At 57.4% G+C, this 20,306-nt stretch carries 23 protein-coding genes and 1 other annotated feature; of the genes, 22 read left to right on the top strand and 1 reads right to left on the bottom strand.

What is annotated here, in order from left to right:
- Positions 1-298: 298 nt before the first annotated feature.
- From ligA to tyrS, 22 genes are all read left to right on the top strand, one after another.
- A complete protein-coding gene (gene ligA / locus WMO44_RS03025) occupies positions 299-2,314 on the top strand; it encodes an NAD-dependent DNA ligase LigA (RefSeq protein WP_349151704.1) in 2,016 nt (671 codons plus the stop codon).
- Positions 2,315-2,464: 150 nt separating this feature from the next.
- On the top strand, positions 2,465-3,355 hold the full coding sequence (locus tag WMO44_RS03020) for an ATPase, T2SS/T4P/T4SS family (RefSeq protein ID WP_349151703.1): 891 nt from the start codon (positions 2,465-2,467) through the stop codon (positions 3,353-3,355).
- On the top strand, positions 3,352-3,816 hold the full coding sequence (locus tag WMO44_RS03015; protein ID WP_349151702.1) for a hypothetical protein: 465 nt from the start codon (positions 3,352-3,354) through the stop codon (positions 3,814-3,816). Before WMO44_RS03020 ends, WMO44_RS03015 begins: the two co-directional genes overlap by 4 nt.
- A gap of 27 nt (positions 3,817-3,843) precedes the next feature.
- Positions 3,844-4,038, top strand: coding sequence for a stage III sporulation protein AC (gene spoIIIAC / locus WMO44_RS03010; protein ID WP_055184433.1), 195 nt, complete (start codon positions 3,844-3,846; stop codon positions 4,036-4,038).
- Positions 4,035-4,418, top strand: coding sequence for a SpoIIIAC/SpoIIIAD family protein (locus tag WMO44_RS03005; protein ID WP_349151701.1), 384 nt, complete (start codon positions 4,035-4,037; stop codon positions 4,416-4,418). The genes spoIIIAC and WMO44_RS03005 overlap by 4 nt, the downstream gene beginning before the upstream one ends.
- Positions 4,415-5,473, top strand: coding sequence for a stage III sporulation protein AE (locus WMO44_RS03000; protein ID WP_349151700.1), 1,059 nt, complete (start codon positions 4,415-4,417; stop codon positions 5,471-5,473). The genes WMO44_RS03005 and WMO44_RS03000 overlap by 4 nt, the downstream gene beginning before the upstream one ends.
- Positions 5,474-5,956 carry a hypothetical protein gene (locus WMO44_RS02995; protein ID WP_349151699.1) on the top strand — a complete coding sequence of 161 codons (483 nt, stop codon included), beginning with the start codon at positions 5,474-5,476 and terminating at the stop codon, positions 5,954-5,956.
- A complete protein-coding gene (locus WMO44_RS02990) occupies positions 5,953-6,465 on the top strand; it encodes a SpoIIIAG-related protein (RefSeq protein ID WP_349151698.1) in 513 nt (170 codons plus the stop codon). The genes WMO44_RS02995 and WMO44_RS02990 overlap by 4 nt, the downstream gene beginning before the upstream one ends.
- A gap of 60 nt (positions 6,466-6,525) precedes the next feature.
- Positions 6,526-7,149, top strand: coding sequence for a SpoIIIAH-like family protein (locus tag WMO44_RS02985; protein WP_349151697.1), 624 nt, complete (start codon positions 6,526-6,528; stop codon positions 7,147-7,149).
- Between the two features lie 275 nt (positions 7,150-7,424).
- Positions 7,425-7,799, top strand: a complete 375-nt coding sequence (locus tag WMO44_RS02980) for an Asp23/Gls24 family envelope stress response protein (protein WP_118657619.1) — start codon at positions 7,425-7,427, stop codon at positions 7,797-7,799.
- A gap of 84 nt (positions 7,800-7,883) precedes the next feature.
- Positions 7,884-8,330, top strand: a complete 447-nt coding sequence (nusB, locus tag WMO44_RS02975) for a transcription antitermination factor NusB (RefSeq protein ID WP_055184420.1) — start codon at positions 7,884-7,886, stop codon at positions 8,328-8,330.
- 95 nt (positions 8,331-8,425) lie between these two features.
- Complete coding sequence (locus WMO44_RS02970) at positions 8,426-9,268, top strand: tRNA (adenosine(37)-N6)-threonylcarbamoyltransferase complex transferase subunit TsaD (RefSeq protein ID WP_242852883.1); 843 nt, start codon at positions 8,426-8,428, stop codon at positions 9,266-9,268.
- Positions 9,256-10,479, top strand: coding sequence for an exodeoxyribonuclease VII large subunit (gene xseA, locus WMO44_RS02965; RefSeq protein WP_349151696.1), 1,224 nt, complete (start codon positions 9,256-9,258; stop codon positions 10,477-10,479). Before WMO44_RS02970 ends, xseA begins: the two co-directional genes overlap by 13 nt.
- On the top strand, positions 10,457-10,687 hold the full coding sequence (xseB, locus tag WMO44_RS02960) for an exodeoxyribonuclease VII small subunit (protein WP_242958670.1): 231 nt from the start codon (positions 10,457-10,459) through the stop codon (positions 10,685-10,687). The genes xseA and xseB overlap by 23 nt, the downstream gene beginning before the upstream one ends.
- The gene (locus WMO44_RS02955) at positions 10,687-11,568 is read left to right on the top strand and encodes a polyprenyl synthetase family protein (protein ID WP_349151695.1); all 882 of its coding nucleotides are present in this window, start codon (positions 10,687-10,689) and stop codon (positions 11,566-11,568) included. Before xseB ends, WMO44_RS02955 begins: the two co-directional genes overlap by 1 nt.
- A gap of 18 nt (positions 11,569-11,586) precedes the next feature.
- Entirely contained in the window at positions 11,587-12,054 is a 468-nt protein-coding gene (locus WMO44_RS02950) for a divergent PAP2 family protein (protein WP_349151694.1), read from the top strand.
- 48 nt (positions 12,055-12,102) lie between these two features.
- Positions 12,103-13,986, top strand: coding sequence for a 1-deoxy-D-xylulose-5-phosphate synthase (dxs, locus tag WMO44_RS02945; RefSeq protein ID WP_349151693.1), 1,884 nt, complete (start codon positions 12,103-12,105; stop codon positions 13,984-13,986).
- Positions 13,983-14,786: a TlyA family RNA methyltransferase gene (locus tag WMO44_RS02940; protein ID WP_055184407.1), complete on the top strand. Its 804-nt coding sequence runs from the start codon at positions 13,983-13,985 to the stop codon at positions 14,784-14,786. Before dxs ends, WMO44_RS02940 begins: the two co-directional genes overlap by 4 nt.
- Before the next feature lie 30 nt (positions 14,787-14,816).
- The gene (locus WMO44_RS02935) at positions 14,817-15,665 is read left to right on the top strand and encodes an NAD(+)/NADH kinase (protein WP_055184405.1); all 849 of its coding nucleotides are present in this window, start codon (positions 14,817-14,819) and stop codon (positions 15,663-15,665) included.
- Between the two features lie 20 nt (positions 15,666-15,685).
- Positions 15,686-16,174: an arginine repressor gene (locus tag WMO44_RS02930; RefSeq protein WP_005925916.1), complete on the top strand. Its 489-nt coding sequence runs from the start codon at positions 15,686-15,688 to the stop codon at positions 16,172-16,174.
- 18 nt (positions 16,175-16,192) lie between these two features.
- Complete coding sequence (recN, locus tag WMO44_RS02925; RefSeq protein WP_349151692.1) at positions 16,193-17,863, top strand: DNA repair protein RecN; 1,671 nt, start codon at positions 16,193-16,195, stop codon at positions 17,861-17,863.
- A 258-nt stretch (positions 17,864-18,121) separates the two neighbouring features.
- Positions 18,122-18,376: a binding site (T-box leader), on the top strand.
- A 64-nt stretch (positions 18,377-18,440) separates the two neighbouring features.
- The gene (gene tyrS, locus WMO44_RS02920) at positions 18,441-19,661 is read left to right on the top strand and encodes a tyrosine--tRNA ligase (RefSeq protein WP_015538493.1); all 1,221 of its coding nucleotides are present in this window, start codon (positions 18,441-18,443) and stop codon (positions 19,659-19,661) included.
- Between the two features lie 56 nt (positions 19,662-19,717).
- On the opposite strand, the gene WMO44_RS02915 is transcribed toward tyrS, so the two are convergent.
- Positions 19,718-20,287, bottom strand: a complete 570-nt coding sequence (locus WMO44_RS02915) for a PTS sugar transporter subunit IIA (RefSeq protein ID WP_349151691.1) — start codon at positions 20,285-20,287, stop codon at positions 19,718-19,720.
- Positions 20,288-20,306 lie beyond the last annotated feature (19 nt).

The raw sequence follows: 20,306 nt of genomic DNA, 5'->3' as shown, positions 1-20,306 counted from the left end.
CTACAAAAGGACACTCAAAATAGAACGCATTATCGATATAAAATACAATGAATATACGTTTAGTATCTTCTGCAAGTGATTATAAATCAACACACAAACCGTACTGATATCGATTTCAAGGCGTGAGAGCACTTCAAAAATACGATTTGTATTTAACGCTTTGCAGACCATCCATGGATGTGGTATACTAAGGAAGATGCAAATGCAAATGACTGCCGCTCGTCTGCTGTGTCCGGTGTACAGCACTGTTTCTGCCGGGAAAGCAGCACGGCGGGCGGCAAAATGATATCGCAGGAGAGTGGAACATTTGGAACTGGAACAGGCTAAAAAGCGCGTGGAAGAGCTGCGCGCTGTTATTGAGAAAAACAACCGGCTTTACTACGATCAGGATGCGCCGGAGCTGGAAGATTTTGAATACGATGCCCTGACGCGGGAACTGAAGGAACTGGAAGCGCAGTTTCCCCAGCTGATTACAGCAACATCGCCCACCCAGAAGGTAGGCGGTACTGCCAGCAGCAAGCTGCCAAAGGTGACCCACGCTGTCAAGATGGAAAGCCTGCTGGATGCGTTCTCCTTCGATGAGCTGCGGGACTTTGACCGCCGCGTCCGCGAGGCCGGAGTAGAACCGGAATATGTCGTGGAGATCAAGATCGATGGTCTTTCCTGCAGCTTGGAGTACGAGAACGGGCAGCTTGTCCGTGCCTCCACCCGCGGTGACGGCGTGGTGGGCGAGGATGTTACTGCAAACGTGCGTGCCATCCGCAGCATCCCCAAGACCCTTAAAGACGCACCGGAGTTTCTGGAGGTGCGCGGCGAGGTATATATGCCACACAAGGCCTTTCAGCACCTGTGCGCCGAGCAGGAATTACAGGGTGCTGCGCCCTTTAAAAACCCCCGCAATGCAGCAGCCGGATCTCTGCGGCAGAAGGATGCCCGCATCACCGGCAGCCGTGGGCTTTCCATCTTTGTGTTCAATGTGCAGCAGATCCGGGGCAAGACCCTGACCAAGCACTCCGAAAGTCTGGATTACCTCAAGAGCCTTGGTTTGCCGGTATCGCCGCGCTACCATGTGGTGCATGATATCGAGGACGCCATTTCTGAAATCGAGAACATCGGCCAGAACCGTACAAAGCTGGATTTCGACATGGACGGTGCCGTTATCAAGGTGAACGATTTTGCCCAGCGGGAGCTGATGGGTTCTACTAACAAATTCCCGCGCTGGGCCATTGCCTTCAAATACCCGCCGGAGGTCAAGGAAACCACCCTGCGCAGCATCGAGGTGGCCGTTGGCCGCACCGGCGTGCTTACCCCCACCGCCTGCTTTGACCCGGTGTTTCTGGCAGGTACCACGGTAGCTCGCGCCACCCTCCACAACGAGGACTTTATCCGGCAGTTCTGGCTGTGCATCGGGGACACCATTCAGGTGCGCAAGGCGGGCGATATCATCCCGGAGGTCATCGGAGTCACCCATCATGCGGAGGACGCTGAGCCCTACACCATGCCCACGGTCTGCCCCTCCTGCGGCGCGCCGGTGGTGCATCTGGAAGACGAAGCCGCCCTGCGCTGTGTGAACCCAGAGTGCCCGGCACAGGCGCTGCGCAATATCATTCATTTTGCCTCCCGGGATGCCATGGATATCGAGGGCTTGGGCGAGGCAGTGGCCACCCAGTTGGTGGAAAAGGAGCTGGTGCATTCTGCAGCAGATATCTACACGCTGACCCGGGAACAGCTGCTGGAGCTGGACAAATTCAAGGAGAAAAGCGCAGACAATTTGTTACAGGCCATTACTGCCTCCAAGCAGAACAATCTGGATAAGCTTTTGTTCGGCTTTGGCATCCGCAATATCGGCGATAAGGCAGCCGCGCTGCTGGCAGAACATTTCGGCACGCTGCAAGCCATCCGAGAAGCCACCGCAGAGCAGGTCAGTCAGATCGACGGCTTTGGCGGCGTGATGGCACAAAGCGTGGTGGAATTCTTTGCCAAGGAAGGCACTGCCGACCTTGTGCACCGCTTGGCAGATGCCGGGGTCAATATGCAGTGGAAGGGTGAGCCGAAGGGAGACAAGCTGGCAGGCAAAACGCTGGTTGTCACCGGTACGCTGGAAACGCTCTCCCGCAACGAAGCCGAGGCATTGATCGTGAAAAACGGCGGCAAAGCCAGCGGCTCCGTCTCCAAAAAAACAGCCTATGTGGTGGCCGGTGCGGCGGCGGGCTCCAAGCTGACCAAAGCGCAGGCGCTGGGCGTGCCGGTACTGACCGAACAGGAATTTCTTACCATGCTGCAAGATGCCCCGGCAGAACCGGAAACGACTTAAAGCGGCTTTCCTGAACGTCGAAATACAGATAATTTCAAAAGCTTCTGCAATGCTGTTGCAGGGGCTTTTTTGTTTTCTGATTCGCGGTTCTAAGAACGCACAAAGCGCATACAATGCTAGCACAAAGCTTTCGTGGAAGGAGAAACCAAAGTGGACGAGTATTACCAGGCCGTCAGAGCCCTTCCTACTTGGCTTGCAGCGCCGCTGGCACAGCTGCCCGCACAAACGGCAGCACGTGTACAGGAACTGCGCCTGCGCACAGGTTGTGCGGTCACATTTACCGTGCAGGGGCGGCAATGCTCTGCTTCTGCACTGCCGGGTTGTCCTCCGGCATTGGCTGCAATGCGGCTGGACGCGCTGCAAATAGAGGAGATCTTCCACACCCTTTGCAACGGCTCAGTGCACACCCATGAAAGGGAACTTTCCGATGGCTACCTGACCACCGCTGCCGGAAACCGTGTGGGCGTGGCAGGGCAGTTCGTGCAGCGGGAAGGGCATGGCATCACCCTGCAAAAGGTCACTTCGCTCAATCTGCGGATCGCACGCAGCTGCACCATCCGTCTGTTGCCTGCGCTGGACAAGCTGCTGGAACAGCATTTTACCGGGCTGCTGGTGGTGGGAGAGCCCGGCAGCGGCAAGACCACCCTGTTGCGCGCCATTGCCCGGATGCTGGCCGAGCGGCAGCGTCTGGTGGCGGTGATCGATGAGCGGGGCGAGCTTTTCCCGCCGGAAGGGCCGCTGCCGCCGCTGGAGCGCATTGGCGGAGTGGATAAAGCCCGCGCCGTCCAGATGGCGCTGCGTACGCTGGCACCACAGGTGATCCTGCTGGACGAGCTGGGCAGTCTGGAGGAAACGATGGCACTGGAACAGGGCTTTTTCAGCGGGGTGGATTTTATTGCCAGCCTCCACGCGCCGGATGCTGCACAGGCACGATGCCGTCCGCAGGTACAGGCATTGCTGCAACGCGGGATGCTGCGGCAACTGGTCATCCTTGCCGGACGGGAGACGCCGGGCTGCATCCAGGAAGTGTGCGCCGTATGAGCGGCCTTCTGCGCGGGTTCGGCATGTTTTTGCTCCCGTTGTGCGGCTGGCTGGCAGGGGATGCGGTACAGGCCAGAACAACTCTGCATCTTGCCGCTTTACAGCGCACTATCGAGCTATTACAGCGCATCCGGCAGGAGATCCAGTACCGCCGGGCAGACCTGCAAAGTCTCTACCGGCAGCTTTGCCGCGAGGGCCTGTTGGCGCAAACTCCCGGCGGTACATTGCAGCAGCTGCCTGCGCCGGAACAACTCTCTGCGGCAGAGCGCACCTGCTTTACAGAGTGCTTTTGCGGTATCGGCCGCGCAGAGGCTGCACAGGAATGCGAACGGCTTAGCTACTATACGGCGCGGTTCGAGGACTATTTACAGCAGGCGCGCCGCACAGCACAGCGGCAGGCCGGTCTGCCGCACCGTCTGGGACTGGCAGGCGGCATGATGCTGGCGCTGCTCTTTTTGTAAAGGCTGTACGGAACAAAGGAGAAACGGATGGATATCGAGCTTGTGTTCAAAATTGCGGCCATCGGCATCATAGTCGCGGTGCTCAATCAGCTGCTCATCCGCTCCGGGCGGGAGGATCAGGCCATGATGACCACGCTGGCGGGGCTTGTTGTGGTGCTCTCCATTCTGGTCAAGCAGATCAGTGCCCTGTTTGCCACGATCCGGTCTTTGTTTGCGCTATGAGCGCGGCGGTTCCGGTGCTGATGGCGCTGCTGCTAATGGCCTTTGCTGGTATTCTATTGCAGCGGTACTCCCCGGCGTTTGCACTGCTGCTTTCGCTGGGCGCTGCGGTGTGGCTGCTGCTCCGTCTGGCACAGCCGCTGCGCGGGGTACTGCAAGCATTAGTGCAGCTAGGGCAGCGTACCAATGCACAGGCTTTTTCCTGTCTTTTACGCAGTGCAGGGATTTTGCTGCTGGCAGATTACGTCCGCACCCTCTGCGAGGAAGCCGGAGCGGATACGCTTGCATGGTGCGCCGGGCTGGCGGGACGGTGTCTCGTGCTGGTGGCGGTGTGGCCGCTGCTGGAACAGATATTCCAGACGATTTGGGGGCTGGTGGGATGAAAAAACGCGGCCTTATCATTTGCATGGTAATACTGAGCATCCTGTGCAGCAAAACCGCTCTGAAAGCTGCGGCGGCAGAGACAACGCCGTGGCAGACCTATCTCGACAAAGCACCTGTACAGGCCGAGCAGTTTGCGGCAGACCCGCTGGGCACCTTGCTGCGTTTGTTTGCTGCCGAGCCGGTGCAATTGCTGCGGGAAGTGCTGCATCAATATGCCGGTGTTCTGCTGTTTTTATCGCTGGCGGCCGGGCTTGCATTTCTCTTACAGGACACCGCCGACAAAGCACTGCTGGAACTGGCGGCTGCCGGTGGCTGCGGCGTTTTGTTGTGGCAGGAACTGGACAAGCTTGCCGCCGCACTGTGCACCCGGATGGCCGGGTGGAAAAGCTATCTGCTGGGCTTTTTGCCGGTATACAGCGGCGTGCTGACAGCCGGCGGCGAATGGAACGCCGGAGCTGCCGCAAATGGCTTTCTGCTCACGGTGCTGTGCTTTATCGCTCAGGCAGTCACTCTCTGGCTGCAGCCGCTGCTGCGCAGCTACCTTGCCATCAGCATGGCCTGCGGCATCAGTTCCCGCAAAAGCCTGTCCGAGGGCTGCACTCTGACCGGGCGGCTACTGCGGCAGGCCATCGGCTGGGCGGGTAAAGCGTTCGCCGCCCTGATGAGCCTGCAGCGCGTAGTCACGGTGCAGCTGGATCGTTCTGCCTCTCGTCTGGGACAGCTGCTGACCGGCAGCGTGCCCATTGTGGGGCAGGCGCTGAGCAGCGCGGCAGACGCAGTGCTGGCCGGGATGCAGCTACTCAAAAGCACCCTTGGCATTGCCGCATTGCTCAGCAGCGGGGCAGAATTTGTGCCATTATATCTCGGGCTTCTGGTGCATCTGTTTTTTCTGTCCTGCTGCGGCTGGCTTGCCGGGATCGGCGGGCTGGAGCATTGCCATAAGCTGCTGCAATGCTTTGCCGAAGCCGTGCGCTGCATGGCGGCAGTTACAGCTTTGTTTTTCATGTTGTTTGTGGTGGGCATCGTGCTGCTGATGCTGGCAGGGGGTGGTTAGATGCAGGCGTTTCAGCGGGCTGCGGCAGTGTTCTGCATGGCGTGCATCGGGGCGGAACTGGTCAGCCTTTTTGGCGGGCAAAGCTGGGCTGGCCGGTGCATAAAAGCCGTAGCCGGGCTATATATTTTAGCAGTCCTTCTTGCGCAGTTGCCGCACCTGCCGGGCAAGGTTATGACCGCTTTTTCGGGGAATACAGCCCCTGCGGCCACATCCACTGCACGGCCGGATGCACTGGAAACGGAGATTCTGACTGAGACCAAGGCTCAACTGGAAGAGTATTGCACTGCACAGTGCCGACAGCAATTCGGGTTGGATATTCGTGTGACGGTCACGCTGGAAAAAGCCGGGCAGCAGGTCATGGTAAAAAAGGCTGTTGCTGCCTTCCCGGCGGGCTGTACCGCTGCACAAAAACAGGCAGTGCTCAGCTTTTTGCAGCAGACGCTGGGCATCGCTCCTACGGCGGCGGAGGAGAGTGCACCATGAAAAAGGAGGAGTTTCTTTCTGTTTTCCACGCTCTGCAAAGCGGCAAAAACCGCACCTCGCTGGCGGTGGTGGTCGGTGTGCTGGCAATGCTGCTGCTTTTGCTGTCGGAGCTTTTACCCAGCGGAAACACGCAGAAAGCGGCGGTATCCACCGCCCAAACAGCTACCGTCAGCCAGTACCAGGCCAAGCTGGAGCAGCAGCTGGAAGAACTGATCAGCCAGCTGCAAGGGGCGGGGCACACCACGGTCATGGTCACTCTGTCCACCGGGGAGGAGACTGTCTACGCAGTAGACACCCAGACGGGGGATATGCAGCAGCAGGAGACGCACGTTCTTTTACAGGATGGCTCTGCGCTGGCTGAGACAACCTATCTGCCGCAGGTTTGCGGGGTCGCCGTGTTGTGTGAGGGCGGGGGAGATGTCCGCGTTGCAGCCCGTATCACGGAGCTGCTGCATTCGCTGCTGGATCTGCCCACAAACCGCATCTGTGTGGAGCAGCGCAAGCGCTGACCCGCTGCTTTTGTCAAGTACCACGATTGCTTACCAAAATACCAAAGGAGGAACCGTTTTATGAGAGCACTTTCCAGAAACACCCGCAGGGTCACCGCTCTGACGCTGGCGGCGGCACTGGTCATTGCCGTCTACTTAAATTGGCAGTATGCCCGGGCAGACATCGCCCCGCAGACAGAGGATGACACCCTCATGGTCTCGGCAGAACCGGTGGATGCAAAAGCGGAGACTACCATCACGGATGCGCTGCCCACAGAGGCGGAAGCCGTCTCCGGTGCCAGCAAAAACTATGGGGAAGCACAGCTTGTCAGCGTTGCAAACGACAGCGGTACCCGCTTTTTTGAACAGGCTCGTCTCAAGCGGGAAAAGGCACATGACGAAGCCATGGACACCCTGCAAAAGAGCCTGAAGTCCTCCTCCCTGACAGCCGAGGAGAAAAAGGAGTACACCGCACAAATGGCGGCCGGGCTGGAAGATCTGAACGCAGAAAACGAGATCGAGACGCTGGTGCGTGCCAAGGGCTTTGCGGACTGCCTGTGCTTTTTGCAGGCAGGGCGGGCGGATTTGACCGTTATGACGGCAGGCGAGCCGCTCACAGCGGCACAGGTGGCGCAGATTCGGGATGTGGTGATGAACAAAAGCAGTGTGAGCGCCCAGAATATCACGGTGGTGGAGGTGAAGTAAGCGTTCTTTATTTATGCTGACACCCCGGCGGCGCAGATGCAGCTTTTCTTGCAGGCAGAAAGCTGTATGCACTGCCGGGATGCCATTCCGTGCTGATTTCCATCTTTCTTTTCCAAACAAGTATTGAAATTGCCCCCGCATTGATGGTATAATAACTCTATCAAAAACGAATGCCGCGTGCCTTTATGCATAGCGCAGGGGCGCGTTTGAACAAAAAAGGCAGCTACGGCAGGCCAGTTTCAGAGTATTGAAACCACTGCCGCAACCGCCTTTGGATGGAGGACAGCACAATGGATTTACAGAACATGGATCTTCAGGGCGGCAGCCTTCAGATTTCGACCGAGGTCGTGGGTAAGATCGCCCGCTGTGCCGCATTGGAAGTGGACGGCGTTGCCGAGGTGTCCTGCGGCGTGCAGAACAAAAAGCTGAAAAACCTGCTGGAATCTGCCAGTATCCAGCCGCCTGTGGCGGTAGAGATGCGGGACGGCACGGCCAGCATCACCCTGCACCTGATGATGCAGTTCGGCGCACGGATCCCCTCTGTGGCTGAAAAAGTACAGGAAAACGTCAAGTCTGCCGTACAGAACATGACCAATGTGACGGTCAGTCGCGTGGATCTGGTCATTGCAGGCCTTGCCGAGGCGCAGTAACAAATTTAGCAAAAAATCATATCAGAAAACGATCCTCCTCCCGGCACGCCCGGCGGGGAGGGTTTGTATTGCGAAAGGAACATTATGGAAAATATTCTGCCCCGTAGAGAAGCCCGTGAAAACGCCTTTTTGCTGGCATTTTCGCAGACCTTCGGTGACATTCCTCTGGCCGAGGCACTGTCCAATCACGCCGAGAACGACGAGGAGCATCCCGTGGACGCGTTCAGCCGTCTGCTGCTGAACGCCTACTACGATCATTCCGCAGAGGTGGATGACGAGATCCGTGCCCATCTGCGCAACTGGACCATGGAGCGTCTGCCCCGCGTCAGCCTGACCGTGTTGCGTCTGGCCGTGGCCGAGATGCTGTTCGGCGGCGAAAACAAGCCCGGTGTTGCCATCAATGAGGCTGTGGAGCTGACCAAGAAGTACGGCGCGGGCGAGGACTATCAGTTTGTGAATGGCCTGCTGGGTGCTGTGGCACGCGACCACGGCCTGAGTGATGAAGCCGTCGCGGAGTCGGCTGAACAGTGAGCCGTTATACGCTCGGGGTCGATACAAGCAACTATGCAACCTCTCTGGCAGTTTTTGATACAGCCGGGGAGGTTGTTTGTGCAAAAAAGCGCTTTTTGCCGGTAAAAGCCGGACAGCTTGGCCTGCGGCAGAGCGATGCGCTGTTCCATCATACGGCAGCTCTGCCGGAGATGCTGCAGGAGCTGGCGCAGGAATTCGACCTGACAAAAATAGATGCCGTGGGTGTTTCGCAAAAGCCGCGTCCGGTAGAGGGCAGTTATATGCCCTGCTTTCTGGCTGGTGTCAGTGCGGCGACTGCCTTTGCGGCGGCGCGGGATATACCGCTGATCCACACCACCCATCAGCAAGGTCACGCTGCTGCGGCACTGTATGCCGCAAAGGGCGAGGCACTGTTTTCCCAGAAGGTGCTGCTGTTCCATATCTCCGGCGGCACCACAGATCTTTTGCTGTGCGATCAGGTGCGTACAATCACCACCCTTGGCACCAGTACCGATCTGTACGCCGGTCAGGCGGTGGACCGCATAGGCGTGCGGCTGGGCTTCGGTTTTCCCGCTGGGGCCGAGGTCTCCCGCCTTGCAGCGCAGTGCACCGAGGAGATCCGCCCCAAGTCCAGCGTAAAGGGACTGCAATGCAGCCTTTCCGGACTGGAAAACCAGTGCAACGCCTTACTGGCTGCCGGCAAAGCGCCGGAATACGTCTGCAAGTACTGTCTGCTTTGTGTGGCAGATACTGTTGTCCGCATGACAAAGGCCGCGCAGAAGGAATACCCCGGTCTGCCGGTGGTCTGCGCCGGCGGCGTGATGAGCAGCGATATCATCCGCACATGGGTGCAGCAGCGGCTGCCGCAAGTCTATTTTGTGCCGGGGCAGTATTCCAGTGATAACGCCATCGGCGTGTCTATTCTTGCTGCACGGGAGGCCGGTCTATGGCTGATGTGATCTCGGTCTCAGAGCTGAACCATTATGTCAAGATGCTGCTGGATGTGAACGACGGCTTGTTTGATCTTGCCCTGCGTGGCGAGATCGCAAACTTTGTGCAGAACGCCCGCAGCGGTCACTGCTACTTTTCTCTGCGGGATGAAGCTTGCAGCGTAAAGGCAGTGATGTTCCGCACCGATGCCCGCCGTCTGGCATTTCGCCCGGAGGAGGGGATGCGGGTCGTGGTACGCTGCCGCGCTACCCTCTACGAGCGGGACGGCGCGTTTCAGGTCTATGTGAATGAAATGTTCCCGGATGGTCTGGGCGCGGCACAGCTTGCGCTGGAGCAGCTGAAGGCCCGGTTGGAAAAGGAAGGCCTGTTTGACCCGGCACACAAAAAGCCGCTGCCTGCATACCCCGAATGTATTGGTGTCATCACCAGCAAAACCGGGGCGGCGCTGCAGGATATCCGCAACGTGATCAGCCGCCGCTGGCCGTCTGTCCGGCTGTTGCTATGCCCGGTCACTGTGCAGGGCTTTGAAGCCGCCCGGCAGATCGCCGTCGCCATCCGCACGCTGGATCAGAGCGGGCGGGTGGACGAGATCATCGTGGCCCGGGGCGGCGGCAGCAGGGAGGATCTGTGGGTGTTCAACGCCGAGGAGATCGCCCGGGCAGCATTTCGCTGCAAAACACCGCTGATCAGCGCCATTGGCCACGAGATCGACTACACCATTCTGGACTTTGTAGCCGACCAGCGTGCGCCTACGCCGTCCGCCGCCGCAGAGCTTGCGGTACCGGATCGGGAGGAGCAGCAGCGCATTTTTGAAAATATTGAAGAAAATATTCACAAAAATATACAAAAACGACTTACGTTGTGCTATAATGGTCTGGAGCAATACAACTTTTTGTTGGAGCAAAGCGCGCCGAGTAAAATCTTACAGCAGTATTCAAACCGCCTGCAACAGATACAGCAAGCTATCCGGACGCAGCAAAAAGCGCGTATGAATGACAAAAGTATGCAGCTTCAACATGCAGCTGCACTGGCGGCATCGCTGGATCCATACCGTGTGCTGGCCCGTGGCTATGCCCTTGTAACCGATACAAAAGGAAAGGTCTGTACCGTGGAGCAGCTGCAACCGGAGCAGACCATCTGCGTGCGCAGCCGACAATATCAGGCACGATGCCGTGTGAAAACGGTGGAGGAGATCAATGAGAGCACCCAAAAGCTTTGAAGAAGGAATGGATCGGCTGAACGCGATCCTTGCACAGATGCAGCAGGAGGACACCTCGCTGGCAGATTCCGTCAAGCTGTATGCGGAAGCGGCCTCTCTGATGCAGTACTGCCATACAACACTGGAAAAAACATCGTTGCAGATCGAGGAGATCAGTGCAAAGATTGCTGAGACCGTAGAAGCCCCGCAGGAGCAGGAGGAAGAATAATGGAATACAAGGCGCAATATCAGGAATATCTGCTGCAAGCCACGGCTGCGCTGGATGCTGCCAGCGACCGTTTTCTGCCTGAGGAATCGGAGGTATGCAGAGCCGCCCGTTACAGCCTGCTGGGCGGTGGAAAGCGCATCCGCGCAATTCTGACACTCAGCGTCTGTGATATGCTGGGCGGTGAGATGCAGGCTGCTGCACAGTTTGCGGCAGCTGTGGAGATGCTGCATTGCTACTCGCTGATCCACGATGATCTGCCCTGCATGGACAATGATGATCTGCGCCGGGGCCGACCCTCCTGCCACAAGGCTTTCAGCGAGTCCACGGCAATGCTGGCCGGTGATGTGCTGCTGACCGAGGCCTTTGAGGTGATCGCCAACGCACCCGCTGCGCCGCAAGTCTGCGTGGCAGCCGCCCGTGCGCTGGGTGCAGGTGCAGGCAGCCGCGGCATGGTCTACGGACAGGAACTGGATCTGAAATATGAAGCATTGGCTGCTACGGAGGAGCAGTTGCGTCTCATCCACCGCAACAAGACCGGTGCACTGATCAACGCCGCCGTCCAGATGGGCGCTGCCGCAGCCGGTGCAACGCCGCAGCAGTGCGAGATCCTGGCCTCCTACGCATACGGGTTGGGGCTGGTGTTCCAGATCGTGGACGATGTGCTGGATGTTACCAGCACCCCGGAGCAGCTGGGCAAGCCCATTGGCAGTGACAGTGAAAATGGCAAGACCACCTTCGTAACCCTGTACGGGGCAGACGGTGCAATGGCATTGGCACAAAAGCTGAACGAGCAGATCTGCCGTGATCTGCAACAGCATTTTGGCGTAAAGGCGGCTTTTTTGCAGCAGTTGGCGCAGCAACTTCTGGTGCGCAAAAACTAAAGAAAAGGGAATACGGATATGCAGTTTATTCAAAACATCTTATCGGTCAATCAGATCTTGACGGCATCGCTCCTCAGCTGGTTCATTGCGCAGGTGTTAAAGACCATCATCAACTTTGTTCTGCTGGGCAAGTTCCAGCTAGAGCGGATGTGGGGCGATGGTGGTATGCCCAGCGCACACAGCGCGACCGTCTGCGCCATGGCCATTGTTACCGGGCGCAGTGCCGGGATCTCTTCGCCCATTTTCGCGGTTGCCTGCGTTGTAGCGATCATCACCATGCATGATGCTATGGGTGTCCGGCACGAGACCGGCGAGCAGGCAAAGGTGCTGAACCAGATGATCGCCCAGTGGATCGATGTAAGTGAGAAAAACGCTCCCTTTTTGCAGAATATGCACCTGAAGGAAATGGTCGGTCACACGCCGCTGCAGGTCGTGGCAGGTGTGCTGCTCGGCTCTCTGGTAGGCTTTTTGTTCCCGGTCATGTAAAAAACGGCAGAAACGCCCAAAGTACAAACGCATAAAGGACGTGTGAATATGGAATCGTTGTTGCTGGACAAGATCGATCAGCCCAGCGATCTTAAAAAGCTGAATGCACAGCAGGTGGAGAAGCTTTGCGCGGAGATACGGCATTTTTTGTTGGAAAATATCTCCAAAACGGGCGGGCATCTGGCCTCAAATCTTGGCACCGTAGAACTTACCGTGGCGCTGCACCGTGTATTGGAAACGCCTAAGGATAAGATCGTATTCGACGTGGGGCATCAGTGCTACACCCACAAGCTGCTCACCGGACGCCGGAAGCAGTTTGACCATTTGCGGCAACTGGATGGTATTTCCGGTTTCCCGAACCCTCATGAAAGTGTGCACGATGCCTTTATTGCCGGACATGGCAATACGGCGCTTTCGCTGGCCATTGGCATGGCTTGGGCAAAAAAAATCAAGCGAGAATCCGGGCTTGTGGTGGCAGTGATCGGCGATGGTGCTTTTACTGGCGGTATGGTATACGAGGGCATGAACAACATCGGCGGGTTGGATAATCTGCTTGTGATCCTGAACGATAACAAGATGTCCATCTCTAAAAATGTTGGTGCGCTGGCGCGGTATCTGACCCATCTGCGCACGACTACGGCCTATTATGATGCCAAGGATAATGTGCGCAGCTTTCTGGACGGCGTGCCATTGATCGGTACGCCGATGAAAAAGTCGCTGATGGGCGCAAAAACGCTGGTGCGCCGCGCCATGTACCACTCCACCATGTTCGAGGATATGGGCTTTGAGTACATCGGCCCGGTGGACGGTCATAATGTGGAGGAACTGGAGCGCACTCTGCGCTCGATCTATCAGCGGCCGGGCCCGCACTTTTTGCATGTTGTGACTAAAAAAGGTAAGGGCTATCAGCCGGCAGAGATGAACCCGGGCAACTATCACGGTGTATCCGCCTTTGACCCGGATGGAATGCCGGACCCGGAGGTTGCGCCGAAGGAGTCCTTCTCCACCGTTTTCGGCAAGATGCTGGTGCAGGAGGGAATCCAAAACCCGAAGCTCTGCGCGATCACCGCTGCCATGAAGTACGGCACCGGATTGCAATTCTTTGCCCATCGTCACCCGCAGCGCTTTTTTGATGTGGGCATGGCAGAGCAACACGCTGTCACCTTTGCAGCAGGTCTTGCCAGTCAGGGAATGCTACCGGTGGTGTGCATCTACTCTACCTTCCTACAGCGCTCCTACGACCAGATCATCCATGATGTCAACCTCTTAAAGGAAAACGTGGTCTTTGCCATCGACCGTGCAGGCTTTGTTCCCGCAGACGGCGAGACCCATCAGGGCATCTACGATGCTGCTTTCCTCAGCCAGATGGGTATCCCGGTCTATGCGCCCTCCAACTACGAGGAGCTGCAATACTGGCTGCACTATTTATTGCAGGATACAGTCTCTGGCCCGCGGGCTATCCGTTATCCCCGCGGCGGCGAGAGTGCAAAGCTGGCGCAGTATCCCTGCACAAAGCAGGACTACGATTTCCTGAAACAGACGCCCGGAGCAAAGATCCTTCTGGTCAGCTATGCGGATGAGTTGGAGGATCTGCTGGAAGCTGCCGACCAATTGAACGATGCATCGCAGAATACGGACGTTCTGAAACTTGTAAAGTTATATCCCTTTACAGATAAACTTATCGATACTGTGTTGAAATATAAAATTGTACTGTTCGCAGAGGAATGTGTTGCAGCCGGTGGCATTGGTGAACATCTGGCATATGCTCTGCAGCAAAAGGGCTGGAACGGACGCTTTTTGCACTGCGCCGTCCGCATAGCCTGTCTGCCGCACGCGACTGTTCCGCAGATCAAGCAGTGCACCGGTCTGGATGCTGCAGATCTTGTGCAGGCAGTCCGGGCTGCCCTTATGAAAGGAGAAAACGAGCTGTGAAAATTCGGTTGGATCAATATCTTGTGCAGAACGGCCTTGTGCAGAGCCGGGAGCGTGCCAAAGCTCTGATTATGGCCGGCGTGGTTTTTGTCAATCAGCAAAAGGTGGACAAGGCCGGTGAGATGATCAAAGAGGACGCAGTGGTCGAGGTTCGCGGCCACGATATCGGTTACGTCAGCCGCGGCGGTCTGAAGCTGGAAAAGGCCATGAAGTGCTTCCCGCTTACCCCTAACGGCAAGGTCTGCATGGACATCGGTGCGTCCACCGGTGGCTTTACCGACTGCATGCTGCAAAATGGTGCAGTGAAAGTGTATGCCGTAGACGTTGGCTATGGTCAGCTGGCATGGAGCCTGCGGACGGATGCGCGTGTGGTGAACATGGAACGCACGAACATCCGCTATGTCACGCCGGAGGAACTGGCAGAGCCTATTGAGTTTTTCAGTGTGGATGTTTCCTTTATTTCTCTGCATCACATCTTCCCGGTGGCGCAGCGCATCACCACCCCGGATGCCATGGGTGTCTGTCTGGTAAAGCCGCAGTTCGAGGCAGGCCGCGAGAAGGTGGGCAAAAACGGTGTGGTGCGCGACCCCGCCGTGCACCGTGAGGTGCTGCACAATGCCATGTCTTATGCTGCAGAAAACGGCTTTGTAGTGCGCGGGCTGGATTACAGCCCGGTCAAGGGGCCGGAGGGCAATATCGAGTACCTGATGTTTGTGCAGAAGAGTGACCAGCCCGCAGTGTTGGACGATGAAGCCGTCGCACAGGTGGTGGCAGCAAGCCACACCACGCTGGATCGTTAAGACCCAGCCTTCAGCAAAGGAGAAGCCGGTATGACGATTTACATTTCGCCCAACCCGGGCAAGACCTCCGCCAGCGAGATTGCGCTGCGTGCGGCGCAGATCCTGCTGACCCACGGCGCAGCCGTGCTGATGAACGATGCTTTGCAAGAAAACAGCACGGCAGGGGTCGTTTATCTGCCGCTGGAGCAGTGTCTGGAGCGCGCTGACGTGATCCTGACCATCGGCGGGGACGGTACCATCCTGCACGAAGCGAATCTTTCGCTCCGGTACGCAAAGCCCATCCTCGGCATCAATCTGGGACGCTGCGGCTTTTTGGCTACCTGCGAGATCGGCGAAATGGAAACAAAGCTGTCCGCCGTGGCGCGGGGCGAGTTCCAGCTGGATAACCGGATGCTTTTATATGCCCGGGTGCTTGGTCAGGATGGCTGGGAGGGTCACGCCCTCAACGATGTGGTGGTGACCAAAGGGCGCTTGCAGCAGGCCATCGACTTCAGCATTTACTGCGATGATATTCTGGTAGAGCACTACCGGGGCGATGGCGTTATTGTGGCGACCCCTACCGGCTCTACGGCCTACTCGCTGGCAGCCGGAGGCCCAATTCTGGACTCGCAGACCAAGGGCGTCGTGGTGACTCCCATCTGCCCTCACAGTCTGGCCAGCCCGGCCATGGTGTTTGCGCAGGAGCGCAAGCTGAACGTCTGCGTGGGACAGGTGGCAGATGATGAAGTATTTATCAGCTGTGACGGCGGTACGGGCTACCCCCTCAAGGCGGGTGCCACCGCAGAGATCCGTCTGTCCGATCAAAACGTCAAGCTTATCACCTTTGGGCGGGCAGACCAGTTTCAGGCCATTGACCAGAAACTGCGCAAAAGACAATAACACGGGAGGCGATTTTTAAGATGGCACGCAGCCGCAAAGAAGATACAAAAACAAAAGCGGAACGCTTACAGACGATTCTGCGTCTTGTGCAGGAGCATCCCATCAGCCGACAGGAGGTGCTGCTGGAACACCTGCGGAACGAAGGCTTTGAGGTAACGCAGGCCACCGTTTCCCGCGATATCCGAGAGCTGTGCCTTGTAAAGGCAGCCACCACCGAGGGTTACCGCTATGTTTCCAGCCGGAACGAAAGCTTCAACCCCAAGACCCAAGGGCGCTTTGAGACCATCTTTCACGAGTCCGTTTTGGGGGTGGATTATGCAGGGCACGTTGTGCTGGTAAAATGCTATTCCGGCATGGCAAATGCTGCCTGTGAGGTTTTTGACGCCTTGCAGTGGAAAAACGTTGTCGGTACTCTTTCCGGTGACGACACCTTCTTAATTGTTGCGCGCTCGGAGCGCGATGCAAAGACCATTTGTTCGGAGCTGACCCGCTATGTGGGGCAGAGATGACAGTAGGAGAACGAAGCCATGCTGAGCAGCCTGCAAATTGAAAATGTTGCCGTGATCCAGAAGGCGGAGGTGCACTTTGAACCGGGGCTGAATGTGCTGACCGGCGAGACCGGTGCGGGCAAATCCATCCTGATCGATTCCATCAATGCGATCCTTGGCAACCGCACCTCTAAGGACTTGGTGCGCACCGGGGCTGCAAAGGCGGTGATCCGCGCCGCCTTTGAGCAGGTGCCGCCTGCTGTGCTGGATAAGCTTGAACAGTCCGGCTACGAGCGCTCGGAAGCACTGCTGCTCAGCCGCGAGATCACCGCCGAGGGTAAAAGCAGCTGCCGCATCAACGGGATGCCGGCCACGGCAGCCGTTCTGCGGGAGCTGTGCGGCGGTCTGATCAATATCAACGGCCAGCACGATTCGGTGGGTCTGCTCAATCCGGCGCATCATCTGGACATTCTGGATGATTATGCGCAGAACTGCACTGTTTTTCAGGAGTACTATACCCTGTACCGGGAACTGGTGCAGGTCAAGCGGGAGCTGGACGCTCTGATCACGGATGAGGCCGAAAAACAGCGCAAGATCGACCTGTTGCAGTATCAGGTGCAGGAGATCGAGGATGCCGGGCTGACTGCCGGTGAGGAGCAGACGCTGGAAAACCGCCGGAAGGTGCTGTCCAATGCGTCTGCCATCCGGGACCGGCTGGCACAAAGCTATGCGCTGCTTTCCGGCAGTGATGATGCCGCAGGCGCAGTGGATCTGCTGGGGGAAGCCTCCAATGCGGTGGACGCTGCCGCGCAGCTGGACCCCGCGCTTACAGCCGCCGCCGGGCAGCTGCTGGACTTATACTATAACGCCAAGGATGTGGCCGCAGATCTGATCGGGCGGCTGGATGCCTACGACACCAACGATGCAGAACTGGACGAGGTAGAGCAGCGGCTGGATCTCTTGTATCGGCTGAAGCGCAAGTACGGCAGCACGGTGGAGGACGTGATCGCTTTTGGGCAGAAGGCCCGGGAGGAACTGGATAACATCCAGCATTCCCAGCAGCGCTATGATGCCTTGCAAGCAGAAAAGCTGCGTCTTTACGCAAAAGCACGGGAAAAGGCAGAGGTGCTGACCCAGACCCGGCTGAAAGCCTTTGAGGAACTGAACACCCGCATTTCCGGCACGCTGGACTTTTTGAATATGCCGGGTGTGCGTATGACCTTGCGGCACACCCGCGGCCCGCTGGCCAGCCATGGGCAGGACAGCATCGAGTTCTACATCTCAACAAACCCCGGTGAAGCGCCCAAGCCGCTGGCAAAAATCGCGTCCGGCGGCGAGCTGAGCCGTATCACCCTTGCTATCAAGAATGCAATGGCCGATAAGGACGCTGTGCCTACCGTGATCTATGATGAGATCGACAGCGGTGTGTCCGGCAAGGCAGCCGGACGCATTGGCGAGGTACTGCGTCAGAGCGCACAGGGACATCAGATCCTGTGCATCACCCATACGGCGCAGATCGCAGCGCTGGCCGACTGCCATCTGCTCATCCAGAAGAATGTATCTAACGAGCGCACCTATACCGAGATCCATCCGCTGGACGAAAACGGCCGCGTAGAGGCATTGGCGCGTCTGATCTCCGGTGACCACGTTACCGAGCTTTCCCGCGCCAATGCACGAGAGATGCTGCAGGAGCGCAAGCACGGCGACTGAGCAGTTTTTGCAAAAACATGGAAATCAACTTTTGAAGTTTGTCCCGAAGTAAAAGCCTTCACCCTTTGGGTGAAGATTGCGCGTAGCGCCGGATGAGGGGTAACTACCCGTAAGCTGCTGCTTGTCTGCGCCCTCATCAGTCACCTTCGGCGACAGCTTCCCCCGACCGGGGGAAGCCTTTAGAGGAAAATTGATTTCCGTGTTGCAAAAAAAGACGGCTCTTGACAAGGCAGCGGTCTTGTGATAGAGTAGGCATTGTTAATGGCGATGAAGGGAACAAGTACCCTGAAGCGTTCTGTCCAGAGAAGTCCCGGTCGGTGCAAGGGATTACAGAACAGCAGGGGAAATACCTCCCGGAGCTGCAGGCTGAATGCGTAAGGCTAGTAGGCTGTGCCGCGTGCGAGCGTTAAAGACGCAGGAGTGTCACTCTACTCTGGGGTGTGCACTCGTGAGGCCGCTTCCGTGAGGAAACGGCAAACAGAGGTGGTACCGCGAAGTTATCTCGCCCTCTGCCAAATTCAATTTTGGCAGAGGGCGTTTTTTGTTTCCTCTGCCCCAAAAACAGGAGGTTTTTCCCATGACGCTGTACGAAGAACTGAAAGCCCGCGGCCTGGTAGCTCAGATTACCGATGAGGAGATCATCGACCTGATCAACAACGGCAAGGCTACCTTTTACATTGGCTTTGACTGCACCGCTGACAGCCTGACCGCCGGCCATTTTCTGGCGCTGACCCTGATGAAGCGCCTGCAGCTGGCAGGCAACAAGCCCATCGCTCTGATCGGTGGCGGCACCACGATGATCGGTGACCCCTCCGGCCGTACCGATATGCGCAAGATGCTGACCAAGGACGATATCGCCCATAATGCGGCTTGCTTTAAGAAGCAGATGGAGAAGTTTATCGATTTCTCCGAGGGCAAGGCGCTGATGCTGAACAACGCCGACTGGCTGTTGGACCTGAACTATGTTGAGCTGCTGCGCGAGGTGGGCGCCTGCTTCTCCGTGAACAATATGCTGCGCGCCGAGTGCTACAAGCAGCGTATGGAGAAGGGTCTGTCCTTCTTAGAGTTCAACTACATGATCATGCAGAGCTACGACTTCTACTACATGTTCCAGCACTACGGCTGCAATATGCAGTTCGGCGGCGACGACCAGTGGAGCAATATGCTGGGCGGCACCGAGCTGATCCGCCGCAAGCTGGGCAAGGATGCCTACGCTATGACCGTGACCCTGCTGACCGACTCTCAGGGCAAGAAGATGGGCAAAACTGCCGGCAACGCTGTCTGGCTGGATCCCAACAAGACCAGTCCCTTCGAGTTCTACCAGTACTGGCGCAACGTGGGCGATGCCGATGTGATGAAGTGCATCCGTATGCTCACCTTCCTGCCGCTGGAGCAGATCGACGAGATGAGCACCTGGCAGGATCAGCGCCTGAACGAGGCAAAGGAGATTCTTGCCTACGAGATGACCAGCATGGTGCATGGCAAGGAAGAGGCCGAAAAGGCTCAGAATGCTGCCCGCGCACTGTTCAGTGGCAACGCAATGGATACCGAGCACATGCCCAGCACCCAGCTGACCGAGGCTGACCTGACGGACGGTGCTATTGGCATCCTGACCCTGATGGTCAAGGCCGGTCTGGCTGCTTCCAACGGCGAGGCTCGCCGTCTGGTGGTGCAGGGCGGTGTGCTGGCAGACGGCGAAAAGGTCGCCGCTCCTACCGTCAGCTTTACCGCAGAGCAGCTGGCCAAGGGTATCGTTATCAAGAAGGGCAAAAAGATCTACCACAAGGTCACGCTGTAAAAAGCATTATAAAATTTATGGGCCAGAAACGTCCGCAGGCGTTTCTGGCCCATTTTTTACATTTTGACGCGCAGCAGCTGCTGCCCAGCAGTTACCCGACCGGAGAGCAAAGGCTCTATCCGTGCAAACCGGTTGCTGTTTGTCACGATCACCGGAGTGGTCAGCGTGTAGCCTGCCGCTGCGATGGCTTGCAGATCGAACCGGAAAAGCAGCTGTCCCTTCTGCACATGATCGCCAGCCTGTACAAATAGCTCATAGCCCTTGCCCTTCAGCTCCACGGTGTCCATGCCAACATGAATGAGCACCTCCAACCCGTTGTCGCACAGCAGGCTGATAGCGTGGTGAGTCTTGGCGATCTTTTTCACGATGCCGTCTGCGGGTGCTACCACCTCGCCGCAGCTTGGCTCGATGGCGCAGCCCTTGCCCAACACCTCGCTGGAGAACACCGGGTCCTTGATCCGGGTCAGTGCCCGGATGCGTCCGGTGACCGGCGCATAAAGCAACTGCCCGCCGTCCGCAGGCGCAGCTTCCGTTGCAGGGGCTTCCGGGGCAAACGGCGCGCTTTTCTCAAAATGTGCCAGCAGCCGCTGCCGGACGCTATGTACAAGAGTTGCGGGGTCTTTCATTCCGGTTTCCTTCTTTCAG

The organism is Faecalibacterium tardum, assembly GCF_040096515.1.
GTDB classification, from domain to species: domain Bacteria; phylum Bacillota; class Clostridia; order Oscillospirales; family Ruminococcaceae; genus Faecalibacterium; species Faecalibacterium tardum.
This window is presented reverse-complemented; position numbering and strand designations above follow the sequence as displayed.